12 protein-coding genes and 1 pseudogene are annotated in these 15,194 nt (G+C 51.7%); 5 read left to right on the plus strand and 8 right to left on the minus strand.

What is annotated here, in order from left to right:
* The 3 genes and pseudogenes from NP589_RS12830 to ilvA all read right to left on the minus strand — a co-directional run.
* Nucleotides 1–305, minus strand: a pseudogene (locus NP589_RS12830) (hypothetical protein); the annotation flags it as partial.
* A complete protein-coding gene (locus tag NP589_RS12835; RefSeq protein ID WP_256607353.1) occupies nucleotides 302–2,179 on the minus strand; it encodes a type II secretion system protein GspD in 1,878 nt (625 codons plus the stop codon). The pseudogene NP589_RS12830 and the gene NP589_RS12835, both read right to left, overlap by 4 nt.
* 586 nt (nucleotides 2,180–2,765) lie before the next feature.
* A complete protein-coding gene (gene ilvA / locus NP589_RS12840) occupies nucleotides 2,766–4,304 on the minus strand; it encodes a threonine ammonia-lyase, biosynthetic (RefSeq protein WP_256607354.1) in 1,539 nt (512 codons plus the stop codon).
* 190 nt (nucleotides 4,305–4,494) lie between these two features.
* On the opposite strand from ilvA, the gene rpiA reads away from it, so the two are divergent.
* The 5 genes from rpiA (at nucleotide 4,495) to NP589_RS12865 (ending at nucleotide 9,925) form a co-directional block, all read left to right on the plus strand.
* Entirely contained in the window at nucleotides 4,495–5,172 is a 678-nt protein-coding gene (gene rpiA / locus NP589_RS12845) for a ribose-5-phosphate isomerase RpiA (protein ID WP_256607355.1), read from the plus strand.
* A gap of 209 nt (nucleotides 5,173–5,381) precedes the next feature.
* Complete coding sequence (locus NP589_RS12850; RefSeq protein WP_256607356.1) at nucleotides 5,382–7,055, plus strand: formate--tetrahydrofolate ligase; 1,674 nt, start codon at nucleotides 5,382–5,384, stop codon at nucleotides 7,053–7,055.
* Nucleotides 7,056–7,197: 142 nt separating this feature from the next.
* Nucleotides 7,198–9,075, plus strand: coding sequence for a methyl-accepting chemotaxis protein (locus tag NP589_RS12855; RefSeq protein WP_256607357.1), 1,878 nt, complete (start codon nucleotides 7,198–7,200; stop codon nucleotides 9,073–9,075).
* A 23-nt stretch (nucleotides 9,076–9,098) separates the two neighbouring features.
* A complete protein-coding gene (locus tag NP589_RS12860; protein ID WP_256607358.1) occupies nucleotides 9,099–9,512 on the plus strand; it encodes a bacteriohemerythrin in 414 nt (137 codons plus the stop codon).
* A gap of 23 nt (nucleotides 9,513–9,535) precedes the next feature.
* Nucleotides 9,536–9,925 (plus strand): bacteriohemerythrin, encoded by a 390-nt coding sequence (locus NP589_RS12865; protein ID WP_256607359.1) that lies wholly within the window; start codon nucleotides 9,536–9,538, stop codon nucleotides 9,923–9,925.
* A 15-nt stretch (nucleotides 9,926–9,940) separates the two neighbouring features.
* Here the strand turns inward: NP589_RS12865 and NP589_RS12870 are convergent, their stop codons facing one another.
* The 5 genes from NP589_RS12870 to NP589_RS12890 all read right to left on the minus strand — a co-directional run bounded on the left by NP589_RS12870 (nucleotide 9,941) and on the right by NP589_RS12890 (nucleotide 15,184).
* Entirely contained in the window at nucleotides 9,941–10,486 is a 546-nt protein-coding gene (locus NP589_RS12870) for a chemotaxis protein CheW (protein ID WP_064036905.1), read from the minus strand.
* A gap of 17 nt (nucleotides 10,487–10,503) precedes the next feature.
* Nucleotides 10,504–12,144 carry a methyl-accepting chemotaxis protein gene (locus NP589_RS12875; protein WP_371929670.1) on the minus strand — a complete coding sequence of 547 codons (1,641 nt, stop codon included), beginning with the start codon at nucleotides 12,142–12,144 and terminating at the stop codon, nucleotides 10,504–10,506.
* Nucleotides 12,145–12,265: 121 nt separating this feature from the next.
* Nucleotides 12,266–14,455 (minus strand): chemotaxis protein CheA, encoded by a 2,190-nt coding sequence (locus NP589_RS12880; protein ID WP_256607360.1) that lies wholly within the window; start codon nucleotides 14,453–14,455, stop codon nucleotides 12,266–12,268.
* On the minus strand, nucleotides 14,452–14,784 hold the full coding sequence (locus NP589_RS12885; protein WP_256607361.1) for an STAS domain-containing protein: 333 nt from the start codon (nucleotides 14,782–14,784) through the stop codon (nucleotides 14,452–14,454). The genes NP589_RS12880 and NP589_RS12885 overlap by 4 nt, the downstream gene beginning before the upstream one ends.
* Before the next feature lie 31 nt (nucleotides 14,785–14,815).
* Nucleotides 14,816–15,184, minus strand: coding sequence for a response regulator (locus NP589_RS12890; RefSeq protein WP_020481515.1), 369 nt, complete (start codon nucleotides 15,182–15,184; stop codon nucleotides 14,816–14,818).
* Nucleotides 15,185–15,194 lie beyond the last annotated feature (10 nt).

Below are 15,194 nucleotides of genomic sequence, written 5' to 3' on the forward strand. Positions count from 1 at the left end.
CCTTGGCGGGCGGCGGCTTCGAACCAGCGCGCCGCCAGTGTCAGGTCTTGCGGGCCGCCCAGCCCCAGGTAATACAGTTCGCCCAATAAGGCTTGGCTGTTGGCGTCGCCCGAGTCGGCGGCGCGATGGCACCAATCGAAGGCTTGAGCGAAATTGATCTTGCGTAACTTATCGCCGTAACGGTAGGCATAGCAGTTTTCGGTAGCAATATCGGCTGGCGCATCCAGGCCCATGTGGTTGGGCTGGCAGGCGTTGCAAGCCAACAGGAAGAGGCCCAAAACACATCTGACATATCTGCGGCTCATTGATCCGACTCCCTTAGGCGCGGCGGCGCGCAAAACTCGCCGCACACCGGTTCGTCGGGATTTTCCGGCTTGGGCACCGGCTTGGCTTGCATGGCGGTATCCGGCGCGTAGCGGTGGTATTTGTCGGTGGGATCGTATTCTTCGTGGTGATCGTTGCCCTGGTTCAGCACGTAGGGGGTGATCAACAGCACCATTTCCGATTTGCTGTCGGCATCGACGGTCTGTCTAAACACGTTGCCGAGCACCGGGATGTCGGCAAGGTAGGGTACCTTGCGTCGGTTGCGGGAAAAGCTGTCGCGAATCAAGCCACCCACCGCGACGGTGTAGCCGTGTCTAGCGAAAATTTCGCCTTCCATGCGGGCGGTGGTGATGGTGTCCACCGGCAAGTCCACGACTTCGCCGCTGGTGTTATTGGTCACCGGAATGGAAGCCGCGCCTTCGTTAAGGGTGGAGTTTTCCTGTCTGAGCTGGATGTGGATGGTGCCGTCGGCGTTGATGTGCGGGGTGACTTCCAACGTGGTGCCGATTTCTTCCAGCTCGGTTTCCGGGGTGGTAATGGTGCGGGTGGTGTTGAGGTTATCGATATTGTCGATGGAATAACCACGTACCATGATCCGCTCTTCGCCGACAAACAGGTTGGCCGGGCGATGATTGGAGGCCACCAGCATGGGGTTGGAGACCACGTTGACACGGTTGTTTTTTTCCAGAAATTCGATATTGGCCTTAATTTTGTCGCTGAGAAATTCGTATACAAAGCTGCCGCCACCGGTCATGGCTGCGGCACCGCCCATGATCAAGGGGTTGAGGCTGTCGCCTTGAATCTTGGTATTTTTGATCTCGAAGTTGAACAGGGAGCTAAAGTCTTCGCCAACCTTGACATCGATAATCTTCATTTCCAGCATCACCTGGTTCTGCGGCTTGTCGAGCTGTTCGACCAGACTGGAAATGGATTTAAGAATTGCATTGTCGCTGGTCTTGACGATCAACTGATTATGCTCGGCGTTGATGGTGACGAATATTACTTTGTTGATGCCGGACACCTCGGACAGTTCGCCGGGATCGACGCGTTTGCCGTCGGCACCGAGTTCGGCGAGTTGTTCGACGCTTAAATCCTTGGGCACTTCTTCGCGGAAACCTTGCTGCAAATTACCGTAGCGGCCACCGGCAGCACCTTGATTTCCCATGCCGCCAGAAAAGCGGTTGTTACGGCCGCCATACATATTGCCGGCGCTGCCACCGCCAAAACCGCCTTGAAATCCACCACCGAAACCGCCGCCATATCCGCCACCGAAGCCACCGCCCATACCACCACCGAAGCCGGTATTACCCATGCCCCGGTTATTGCCGAAACCGCCGCCGCGGTTGTTGCCGCCCCGTCCATTCATTCCGCCCATACCACTCAACATCATGGCATTACCGTAGGATACCCGCACCCGGTTGCCGTAAAGACTTTCGATAGCCATGGCTACCGCTATGACATTGGGATTGCGCAACTGAAATACCCGGACATTGTCGTCTTGGCCCATCACCAGGTCTTTGCCGTATTCTTCCTTGGTCATCAGCCTGAAGGTGCCGCTATCACCGTCATCACGCCGATACCAAAGATCGCTGATCCGGCAAATGGTGCGGATCGCGTCTTCCAGGGAGACTTTTTTCAGAAAAATAGTGACGTTCTTTTTGCCGGCGTCCGGCGTGGCGACGATATTGACGTTAGCATCCTCGGACAGTACCCGGATGATGTCCGAGACCTGGGAGTTTTTGAACTCCAGTTCCTGAATTTCGAAAGACTTAGCGGCAGCAAGCACGCTAAAGCCTGCCGACAGCAGCATGAGCATGCATAACACCTTGATGTGCAGTGGTTTGACGATTTTCAATTACAGCCTCAGTAACTTGATAATTCATGTTTTGCACTTATCGAAAATCTCGGCGCGCGCGGACGCTTAAGTCCCAAGACGATTGCCGTTTTCGTATTAGTAGGCTGTTTAGAACTTGAATATAAAGATGCTTCCGCCACGTTGTATAAACCGTTGATCAAGCTGTCCCTGGCCGCGTCCAAACCGCATGGATAAGTCGAAGCACGCTTTCCATGGCCTTGGACACCCGCATTCAGGCGGGAACCACGGTTGATTGGGTCTGACAGAAGCATCTTTATATTCAAATCGCCGTAGCACAAAATGGCGCGCATTGTATGTTGGCTAATTCCCAGTTGTCGTTAGGAGTAAATCCCGAATTGTTTGCCAATAATTCCGGGCGTTAAGGATTTTGGCGCCATAATTTGCCGAAGCGCTTAAGGACATTAAGCATTTGGTTTGTTGGTTTAAGGATTTAGAGGGAAATAACCTCCGGCAATTCTGATCGCTCGGAAATGCAGAGTTATGCTCCCCTCTTTGAAAAAGAGGGGCTGGGGGAGATTTTTTAAATAGACCCTAAGATTGGGACGCTAAACGGGAGCGGAGAACGTTAGCCGCCGATGTCGGCAGATTCGCTACCGCCAACGAACAGGCGGTAGGCGGGGTTTGCAGTTTCATCCCGATACGCCAGGCCCAAAACCGACAAGCATTGCTCAAAGCGTCGGCGCTGCTCGCCGTCGATCTGCAGGCCAATCAACACCTTGCCGAAGGCTGCGCCGTGATTGCGGTAATGGAACAGGCTGATATTCCATTGACTGCCCAGCGACAGCAGAAATTTTAGTAGTGCGCCGGGGCGCTCGGGAAATTGGATGCTGTAGACGCTTTCCTTCAACTCGAATGGCGCATGACCGCCGACCATGTAACGGATATGGTCCTTGGCCAGTTCGTTGCCGGTCATATCGGTCACTGGAAAACCGTCTTCGGCCAGCTGCTCGATCAGATGCTGCCGGTCGTTTTCCGCGCCGCTGCTGCTGATACCGACAAACACCTGCGCCATGCGCGCATCGAAATAGCGGTAATTGAACTCGGTGATGCTGCGCTTGCCTATCATTTTACAAAATCTCAAGAAGCTGCCCGGCACCTCCGGTATTTCTACGGCCAATAGAATTTCCCGATGTTCGCCGACCAGCGTGCGCTCGGCAACGTAGCGCAAGCGGTCGAAATTGATATTGGCGCCGCTGTCGATGGCTATCAGCGTGTGTTGTTGCAGGTGTTGCTGTTCCGCGTACTTTTTCAATCCCGCCACCGCCAACGCGCCGGCCGGCTCGGCGACCGAGCGGGTATCGTCGAAGATGTCTTTGATCGCCGCGCAAATTTCGTCGGTGCTAACGGTAATCACCTGATCGACATACTGCCGGGCGATGCGAAACGGTTCCTCGCCGATTTGTTTCACCGCCACGCCGTCGGCGAACAATCCCACTTGTTCCAATATCACGCGCTGGCCAGCTATTAGGGCTTGATTCAAACAGTCGGCGTCATCCGGTTCTACTGCGATTACCTTGACATCCGGGCGCACGAATTTGACATAGGCGGCGATGCCGGCCACCAGTCCACCGCCACCGACCGGCACGAATATCGCTTGGATATCGCCGTTATGCTGCCGCAGGATTTCCATCCCCACCGTACCCTGCCCGGCTATCACTTCCGGGTCGTCGTAAGGATGGATGAAGGTCATGCCTTTCTCGGCGACCAATTCCATGGCATGCGCGTAAGCATCGTCATAAGAATCGCCGTGCAGCACGATTTTCGCACCGCGCGCCTTGACCGACTTGATCTTGATTTCCGGCGTGGTTTTCGGCATCACGATCAGGGCTTTGATCCCCAATTTTTTGGCCGCCAAGGCCACACCTTGGGCGTGATTGCCGGCCGACGCGGCGATGACGCCGTGAGCGGTTTGCCCGGGTGTCAGAGAGGCGATTTTGTTGTAGGCGCCGCGCAGCTTAAAAGAGAACACCGGCTGCAAATCTTCGCGTTTTAGATAGACCTTATTGTTGATTTTCTCCGACAGCGTAGCGGCAAAATCCAGCGGGGTTTCCTCGGCAACGTCGTAGACTTTTGCCCGCAATATCTTTTCTATGTATTTTTGCATTCTTGTCCTCGGCAACTGCTGGCGCAATTGCCGTCCATGCGTTGGTCCTGGGGCTGTGTAGGCGAAGCTGCCTGGAGCCTTGTCGGCGTAAAAACTGCTGAGAGATCAGCGTCAATCGGGTATTATCCCACACAATGACGGGTTAAACGCCGTGTCAGATTTATAAGAGCAATCCATCAGGACCATCACCATGACTCAAGACGAATTAAAAAAACAAGTCGCTCAGGCTGCCCTGCAATATTTAAAAAACGTACCCATCATTGGCATGGGTACCGGCTCCACGGTTACACATTTGATTAATCTGCTGGGCGACTGCGATTTCAAACGAGACATCGAAGGCGCGGTATCCAGCTCGGCTAAAACCACCGAACATTTACAATCTATCGGCATTCGCGTCATCGACCTGAATCAATCCGGCGATCTGGATATTTATGTGGACGGCGCGGATGAAGTTACCCCACATAAAAAAATGCTGAAAGGCGGCGGTGGCGCGTTGACTCGCGAGAAAATCATCGCTGGCGCCAGCAAAAAATTTGTCTGCATCGTCGACGAAAGCAAATGCGTGGACGTGATGGGCAAGTTTCCATTACCCGTTGAAGTATTGCCCTTATCTCGCAGCTTCGTGGCCCGCCAATTGGCTAAATTGGGCGGCCAACCCGAATTGCGCATGAACAAGGACACCGGTGCGAGCTATATCACCGACAACGCTTGCGAGATTCTGGATGTGCATAATTTGAGCATTCTGGATCCAGTCGAATTAGAAAAGACCATTAACAATATCCCTGGCGTGATCACCAACGGTCTGTTTGCGATCCGTGCCGCGGATGTGGTGTTGGTAGGCAAAGGCAGCGAAGTGATCACTTACTAAACCGCCGCACCTGTTATGACGACAGGTTGTCCGCTGCGACGACCTTAATCGCCGAAACGCCGGAAGCGCACTTATTCATTGGGCGCTTCCGGCTTTTCTCCATTAAATTTCTGGCTGCCCAAGCCGTTGAACTCTACAATATCCGCCCATCGCAGCCGCCGGCTGCTCTGCAAAACTGCAACGCTTCTCAGAGTATTTTAGGAACTACCATGTCTGACATTGAAATTGCCCAACAGGCAAGCATGCGCCCGATTATTGATTTGGCCGGCGAAAAATTCGGCATTCCCGCCGAACATCTGGACCCTTACGGTCATTACAAAGCCAAGATTTCCCTGGAATATGTCAACAGCCTGACCGACAAAACCGACGGCAAACTGATTTTAGTCACCGCGATCAGCCCCACCCCGGCGGGCGAAGGTAAAACCACCACCACAGTAGGTTTGGGCGATGCCTTAAACCGCTTGGGCAAGAAAACCATTATCTGCCTGCGCGAGCCATCGCTTGGCCCCTGCTTCGGTGTAAAAGGCGGCGCGGCCGGCGGTGGCTATGCGCAAGTCGTGCCAATGGAAGACATCAATTTACATTTTACCGGGGATTTCCACGCCATCGGCGTAGCCCATAACCTGTTGTCCGCACTGATCGACAACCACATCAATCACGGCAACAAACTGGACATAGACCCGCGTCGCATCCAATGGAAGCGCGTGATCGACATGAACGACCGGGCGCTGCGTAAAATCACCATCGGCCAAGGCGGGCCGGCCAACGGCTATTTGCGCGAAGATGGCTTCGACATCGTGGTGGCGTCGGAAGTGATGGCGATCCTGTGTCTGGCTACCAGCCGCGCCGACTTGAAGGAGCGTTTGGGCCGCATCGTCATCGGCTACAAATCCGATAAAGTCACGCCGGTTTATGCCAGCGACCTGAAAGCCCACGGCGCGATGGCCGCTATTTTAAAAGACGCGATCAAACCGAATTTAGTGCAAACCCTGGAAAATAATTTGGCGATTATCCATGGCGGCCCGTTTGCGAATATCGCCCACGGCTGCAACACCGTCACCGCCACCAAAACCGCCTTGAAACTGGCCGATTATGCGGTGACCGAAGCCGGCTTTGGTGCCGACTTGGGTGCGGAAAAGTTTCTGGACATCAAGTGCCGCATGTCCGGTTTAAAGCCCTCGGCAGTGGTATTGGTCGCCACTGTGCGTGCATTGAAATTCCACGGCGGCGTAGCCAAAGACGACTTGAACCAGGAAAACCTGGCCGCACTGGAAACAGGTTTTGCCAATCTGGAACGCCATCTGCATAACATCACGCAGCATTACGGCCTGCCCTGCGTTGTCAGTATCAATCACTTTACTTTCGACACCGACGCCGAAATCGCCCTGCTACAGAAGAAATGCGAAGCGCTGGGCGTGAAATGCGTAGTCGCCAAACATTGGGCGCACGGCGGTGCCGGTGCGGAACAGCTGGCTCAGGAGATATTGCACATCGTCGACAACCGCGAACCCGGCTTTAGCTACGTCTACGACAGCGAACTGCCGCTGTGGAATAAAATTGAAGCTATCGCCACCAAGTTATACGGTGCGGCAAAAATCAGCGCCAGCCCGAAAATCGTTGCGGAGCTAAAGGCGCTGCAAGCCAACTACGGTCATTTCCCGGTCTGCATGGCCAAAACCCAAATGTCGTTTTCTACCAATCCCAACGCCAAGGGTGCACCATCCGACCATGTTGTGGAAATCAACGAAGTGCGACTCGCGAACGGCGCTGGTTTCATTGTGGCAATTGCCGGCGACATGATGACGATGCCGGGTTTGCCCAAAGTACCGGCGGCGGAACGTATCGATATTAGCGACGACGGCGTGATCAGCGGTTTGTTCTAAATCTCAAATATAGAAAGGCGAACGGGGGTCGATTCAGCGAGTTTTTTCGAACGCAATCGGCCCGTTTGCTTGCATAGATTGCGTGGCAGGTATAGGTACCCTGGACTATGCTTTATTAAGAAAATAGTCGCCGGGAGTGGACATGCTCGACCTACATACCGTTAAATTCAGCCACAAAATAGCAGCCCTATCGCTGATACCCTTAGCGGGCTTACTGTTGATGGCCTCCTTCGTGGTTTACACTCATATAGTGGAGATGCAGTCAGCGAGAAAGATTATCTCTTTAGCCGACTTTTCCGTGTACGCCAGCGATCTGGTACATGAATTACAAAAAGAACGCGGGTTGTCGGTCGGGCATCTGGGCAGCGGCGGCCAGAAGTTCAAGGCAGAACTGGAGCAACAACGCTTAGCCACCGACGGCAAACTCAAACAACTGAATGCTTTTCTGAAAACATTCGATACCAAAGCCGCCGCAACCAATCTGACGGCCGGTTTGGCGGCGGTGGACCGGCAAATCGACAAACTCGACGAGACTCGCCAGTCAGTCACCGCCTTGCGCGCCAGCGGCGAAACCACCATCAATTACTATTCCAATCTAAATGCAGCCTATCTGGCGATCATTGCCCAATTGCCGCAGTTGAGCACCAATGTGCAAATCAATCATAAGCTGGATGCCTACGCCAATTTCCTGAAGGGCAAGGAACAAGCGGGCGTGGAGCGGGCGGTATTGGCCAACACCTTCGCCAAGGATGCTTTTGGGCTGGGCATGTATGAAAAGCTGGTGACCTTGATCGCTTTTCAGAATACTTATCTGGATATTTTTGCCTCGGTCGCCCCCCAACAGTACCTGGATTTTTTACAACAAACCCTGCGCGGACAATTCATTGACGAAACCGCGGCGATGCGCAGCAAGGCTCTTGGTCATGCCGATAAGGGCGGTTTTGGGGTAGACCCGGCCCACTGGTTTGCGATGCAAACCGGCAAGATCAATCTATTGAAAGATGTGGAAAACTATATTGCCAAGGACACCATAGACTCGTCTAAGGCGATTGAAAGCAATGCTAGTCGCCGCTTGTTGTTGAACGGCGTGTTTATATTTGTGGTGGCGGGTTTATCTTTTTCGTTATTTTGGATACTGCGCAAGGATATAGCCAATCAGTTGGGCGGCGAACCGTTGCAGGTAAATAATCTTGCGGTCAATATCGCTGCCGGCAAACTGGAACGGCGCGGCATGCCGCAAGCGGAGCAACATGTCGGTATTTTCGCCGCGATGCTGACCATGCAAAAACGTCTGGCCGATGTGATTGGCACTATCGGCAGTTGTTCGGAGCAAATCGCTCAAGCCTCCAATGAAGTCAATAATGCCGCGCAAACACTCAGTCAAAGCAGCTGCGAACAAGCAGCCAGTATCGAACAAACCAGCGCAGCACTGGAACAATTGACCGGGTCGGTGGAACACAACCATGAGAATGCGCAAACCACGGAAAAAATAGCGCTTACCGCAGCCGAATCGGCGCAGAGCGGTGAACAAGCAATCAGAGACACCGTAGAGGCGATGAACAAAATCGCCGAAAAAATCGGCTTAATCGAAGCCATTGCCTACCAAACCAATTTGCTGTCCTTAAACGCTTCGATTGTCGCCGCCAAAGCGGGCGAACACGGCGCCGGCTTCTCGGTGGTGGCGACGGAGGTTCGGAAGTTGGCAACCCGCAGCCAGGATACCGCCAACGAAATCGGCGAACTAGCCAATACAGGCCTGGACATCGCCCAAAACGCCGGCCGTATCTTTAGCCAAATGCTACCCAGCATTCAAAAAACCGCTACGCTTGTACAGGAAATAGCCACGGCCTCCGACGAACAGGCGGCCGGCGTCCGCCAAATCAGTCAAGCGGTAGGACAATTGGATACGGCGATTCAGCATAACGCGGCAGCTTCAGAGCAATTGGCCGCAACTGCTGAAGAATTAAACGATCAAAGCCAAACGCTCATGCGGGAAGTTGGCTTTTTTAAGATGCAGTAACAGAAAAAGATTACGGGAATAACATGAACGAATTCGTTTGGGAAAATCAATATCTGCTCGGACACGAAACGGTTGACCAGCAGCACAGAGAATTATTCCGTCTAGCCAACCAACTGGTAGCCTCGAGAGATACTCAAGCGCTAGCCGAAAACATCATGTTGCTTTATCAACATGTCAGGGAACATTTTCACGCTGAAGAAGCCTTTATGAAACAACACGGCTATCCGGAATATCAACATCATGTGCAAACGCATAATCTGATGCTGGAGAAGCTGGTCGAGTTTAGTCATGGAATCAGTCAGCAAAAACTACAGGAACTTGACGTGTCTGGCTTCATGCGCGACTGGATAAACCATATAGTGGAGGAAGATGCAGCGATTAATGCTTATTTCAAAATCCACAAAGATCAGAAATCAAACAATTTACTAACCGTTTAATTTAACAACAACGAGGCCTGAATATGAGCGAGTTTATCTGGCAAGATGACTACAAAATAGGTCACGCAACGGTGGATGCGCAGCACAGGCAATTGTTCGATCTGGCGAATAGAATTGTTGAAGCCGACACTAGCGAAACGTTAACGCATTTGTTTGCACTGTTTTATCAGCACATTCGCGAGCACTTCGAAGCCGAAGAACATTTGATGAAAGACCATCGCTATCCGGGATATGCCCAGCATGTCGCAACGCATAACCAAATGCTGGACAGGTTGAACGACATTTCCCAAACCATTTACCACAGGCAATGGCAGCCTGCCGACATAAAAGTATTTGTCAGCCAATGGGTGTTGGTACATATCCTTGAAGAAGATAAGCTGCTGGGAGAATACTTAAAAAATCTTCCAGCATAGCTCCTTGATCAAAACCTAGTCCGAATTGGCGACCAGATGCTCTTGAGATTGCGCCAAATCGCTTAATAGCGATAATTCGTCCAGCGACAGCACCCGGCTAATCGCCAAAAGTATAATAAATACGTCGTCGACACGCGCCATGGCTTGAATAAAATCGGTACGAATGTCGGTGCCGAAATCCGGCGCCGGCTGGATGTTGGCGGGCGGAATTTCCAAAATTTCCCGGACCTCGTCCACCAACATCCCTATCAGTTGCGAACCCTCGCTGGTTTCAACCGCCACCAACACGATACAACTGCGTTTGCTGACTTCCGAGCAATGCCGGCTTAAACGCGCCGATAAATCTATAACCGGCACCACACTGCCGCGCAAATTGATCACCCCGTGAATATAGTCCGGTGTCAACGGCACCCGCGTCACGTTGGCAATCTCGATAATTTCCTTAACATCCAGAATGCTGACCGCAAAACTTTCTGTCCCCACTAAAAAAGTCAGGTATTGCCCTACCTGCTCCTGAACCGCCACTGCGTGGCCGGTTTCTCTCCGAATCAGATTACTCATGGTCTGCTCTCCAGAGACTAAAAGCGCTCAAAATCTTGGTCGTTAAAATTTAACGAACCATCCCCTACACTCATAGGAACGGGTTTGGCAACATAATTGGGCTTAATTGGACCACGATTTTGACGCGGAGCCGGTGGAGCCGATCTTGAGTTCTGAGCTCTCTTATTCTCCTCAAGCTTAAAGAAAGCTACTGCGTGCTGCAGTTGGGTGGCTTGGCCGTTCAATTCTTCGGAGGTCGCAGCTAACTCTTCTGAACTGGCGGCGTTTTGCTGAGTAGCTTTATCCAACTGGCGCATGGCTTCGTTGATCTGATTAATACCGCTGGATTGTTCGATCGACGCGGCATTGATTTCTTGTACCAAATCCGCTGTTTTAGAGATGTTGGGCACCACAGCACTGATCAAGGCACCTGCTTTCTCGGCTATCGCAACACTATTAGTTGCCAACTCGTTGATTTCTTCGGCGGTTACCCGACTACTTTCCGCTAACTTACGCACTTCTGCCGCCACCACCGCGAAGCCCTTGCCGTGCTCGCCCGCCGAGGCCGCTTCAATCGCAGCGTTTAACGACAGCAAATTAGTTTTGTAGGCAATATCCTCTATCAAACCAATTTTTTTTGCTATGTGCTTCATTGCCGTCACTGTTTCGTTAACTGCATTACCACCGTCCCGCGCTTCACCAGCCGATTTGGTGGCCATTTGTTCGGTAACGTGGGCGTTTTCGGTGTTTTGCTGCACCGAAGAGTTAAGCTGCTCAATTGATGAAGTCGTTTCCTCGACGCTGGCAGCCTGCTCGGTGGCCATTTGGCTCATCGATTGCGCAGTTGCGCTCACTTGCTGCGAGGCGCTCAATAAGGCTTCAGAATTGGAACGTACTTCCTGTACCACTCTGACTAGGTGACCGCGCATATCTTTCAAGGCATTGGCTACCACGCCGATTTCGTCTTCCCGGTTAATGTTAATCGCGGTACTAAATTCACCTTGTGCCAGTGCATCCACCACCCGTTGGAGTTCATTCAGCGGCAAAATAATGCCACGGGTAATCACCCAGCCCAATATCCCGGTAAATATCAAGATCGATGCACTGATCACGTTCACCATAAAAGTTGCGTTTTCCTTTTCTGTCGCGGCCTCATCAGCTGATTTTTTGCCCATTTCAATGACATATTCCTGAAATTTATCGATGGTGCCGTTAAATTCTTCGGCAATCGGCGCGCCAGCCGCTAACGCTGCGCGACTTTCAACATCGTTGTTTTTTCTAGATACTTGGACGATCTTTTCAATGGACACCGCATATTCCTTATACGATTTTTTCATCTCATCAAACATCATACGGTCTTTTTCATCGTCAACTGTCTTTTCCACCAGTACAAACGCCTTTTCGATACCATCTTGTGCATCTTTGATGGACGTTTCAACCGTGGATTTTTCGGACAAATCCTCTGTCAACACCAGGCGATAGACCCTAACCCGCAAACGTCCGAGCCGTTGGCCCGCATCACCCAAGGCAGCTAGGGCCGGCACCGTGTTCAGATTGGCGAAATTTGTCTTTTCATAGACACTCGCCATGCTGCGTTGGCCTATCCAGGCGACAGCCGCCAAACCGATAATGGCTACCAGAACCAATAAAATCATTTTTCTTACTACGGTCATTTTCATTTTCTTATCCCTTGTAAATTAAACCTAGGAAATGGAGCTCTTTGCTCAAGGGTTTATCGTGCGCTGCGAAAACGCCACCTTAGAATTGGCAAAATCGAATGCCAGCGAGCACACTGGCGTTTCATGGTTTGTAGGCAGGTATTTTTCGGTGTTTAGAGCTGATTGCTGAGTCGATAAGACCCTGCACGTCCAAAATCAGCGCGACATTGCCATCGCCCAGCACGGTTGCGCCGGTGATGCCGTTTAATCTTTCGAACACTTTGCCAAGCGGCTTGATCACGGTTTGGTGCTCGCCGTGCAATTCATCGACAACAAACCCGGCCTTGGTTTGCCCGAATTTGACCACCACCACGCTTTCGCGCTTTCTATTAATGTCGGCGATTTGGTTATGGAAATAGTCGCCCAAGCGCAAATATGGCAAAACCTGACCGCGCAAATTGATGTAATGCTGTATTTCATCGATCTCGCATTCGTTAGCGTTCATCTCGATGCATTCGTCCACCATGCTCAGCGGGATGATGTAGCGGTCCTGACCGGTACCGACCATGAAACCGTCGATAATCGCCAAGGTCAGCGGCAAGCGTATGGAAATCGTGGTGCCCTCGCCTTCTATACTGTCTATCTCGACTGAGCCGCGTAAGGCTTCGATATTTTTTTTCACCACATCCATCCCGACACCGCGCCCCGATAAATTGGTGGCTTTATCCTTGGTGCTAAGTCCGGCGGCAAATATCAGATTATGAATTTCTTGTTGGGACAAATCGTGATCGGGTTTAATCAAGCCGTTGGCTAATGCCTTGTCGAGAATTTTTTCGCTGTTCAATCCTGAGCCATCATCGGCAATTTGAATCACTATATGCCCGGATTCATGATAGGCGTTGAGTTGCACGGTACCTTGCGCCGGCTTACCGGCGGCGACGCGCTGCGCGGGGCTTTCAATGCCGTGATCCAGAGCATTGCGAATCAAGTGGGTTAACGGGTCGTTGATTTTTTCGACCACCGTTTTATCCAACTCGGTTTCACCGCCGCTGATATAAAGTTCGATGTCTTTATTCAACTCCTTACTAACATCGCGAACGACGCGCTTAAACCGGGAAAAGGTTTCGCCGATTTGCACCATGCGCAATTCCAATGCGGTGTCGCGGATACTGCTGACCAAGGCATTCATGCTGGCGGCCACATCGCCGGCATCGCTGAGGCCGTGCCGCTCAACGATTAAATTCATCGCCGCACTGGAAATCACCAGTTCGCCGACCAAATTGATCAGATGGCCTAGTTTGGTGGCATCGACCCGAATGTAATTGGCTTCGCTTGCCAGCTTTTGTTTGGTCTGCTCCTGTTTTTTAAGCGCTTGATCGACTAATGGCTGCTGTACCACATGTTGCTCGACCAGGATCTCACCCAGTGGTTTGCCGGGGGCTTCCTGTTCCGCATCAACGTTGGCCTGCTGACTTTGCAAGGCATGATTGACATCGTTCTGAGTTAACGCGCCAACCTGCACCAACATGTCGCCCAAACGCTTAACATGATTGTCATCCTGAGCGTTCAACAGATTTAAATATTCCTCCAGCTTGGAATTGGGCGGTAAAATTTTGATATCGCAATCGTCAGAGGCAAAATCAAACACCGCTTCTATCGTCTGTTTGTTCGCATCGCTCTGAAAAGCAATTTTGAAATGCAAATAGCAGCTTTCCGGATCCATGTCGTCACCGACCGGCATTTCCGGGGCTACGGTAAGAATTTGTTTAATCTCGCCTAAGGTTCGCAGATAGCGAATAAACGACAAGGGGTCCATGCCATTTCTGAAGGCATCTTTCTGAAACTCCAAAGAAATAAGCCAGTTATCGTCCACCGATATTTCGCCGCCACCTTCGATTTCCAGCTGGACGCTATCGTCGCTCTGCTGCATGTCGGTAGTTTGCCGTCCGGTCAACTGCCGAATCAAACGTTCTCCGTCCGCCGCCAAACTTGCCGGTAATGCCGCTTCTTTCTGCGTCAAACAATGTTCGATCAATTTAGCCGTGTGATCCTTACTGTCCAACAAGACAGAAATCAATTCCGCGTCGATACCGCGTTCGCCGTTACGCACCTTATCCAGAACCGACTCCGCTTCGTGGGTAAAGCCGACAATGGCGTTGAAGCCGAACAATCCGGAAGAGCCTTTGATGGTGTGCATGGCCCTGAATAAACTATTGATGGTTTCGCTATCGTCCGGTTTGGTCTCCAGGGACAGCAAAGCGTCTTCCATATCCGTTAACAACTCTTCGGCCTCTTGGGCGAAAACCGTTAAGGCAGCATCTAATTCGCTCATGATGATTTCCAGTCTGCAGAGATAACGATAGGGTCACCGAAATGCTTACTAAGGTTAAGCAGTTCCAGCACTTCAACGACCGCCTCGCTATGTTGACTAAGGCTAAAGCTGATATCGCGGCTAAGGGCTTCCTGCTTCAGAAACATCAGTAATTGCAAACCGGCACTATCTATTTCAGTGACATCGGCAAGATCGATTTGGATGTCCTTAGCCGAGCTTAGATACTGGGATAGTGCTTGTTTGTGTTCCAGCACCGAATAAATGGTTAATTCACCCTGTATAGCTAGCTGGGTGACGCCCTTTTTTTGTTGTTTTAGTTGGATAGCCAAGGTTTTCTCCCCTTGTGCGGCGGAGTTGTTTTTAAGGCAACACCAATTTAGACACCGCGTCGAGTAAAGTGGGGGCCTGAAACGGTTTGGTCAGCCAGGCTTTCGCGCCCGCCGCCTTGCCAGCCTGCTTTTTATCGTCGGCGGCTTCGGTAGTCAGCATCATCATCGGAGTGAATTTGTAAGCCGGTAATTTTTTGGCTTCCGTAACAAAGGTTATGCCGTCCATATTCGGCATATTCACATCGGTGATGATCAGATTGATTTTTTGTCCGGTTAATTTATTCAGTGCATCCCTGCCGTCGCAGGCTTCGATCACATCGTAGCCGGCGCCCTTAAGGGCAATACCGACCACCTGCCGGATGGATGCCGAGTCGTCAACAATCATGATGGTTTTAGCCATTACTCAATCC

Source organism: Methylomonas rosea (genome assembly GCF_024505055.1).
Taxonomy (GTDB): domain Bacteria; phylum Pseudomonadota; class Gammaproteobacteria; order Methylococcales; family Methylomonadaceae; genus Methylomonas; species Methylomonas rosea.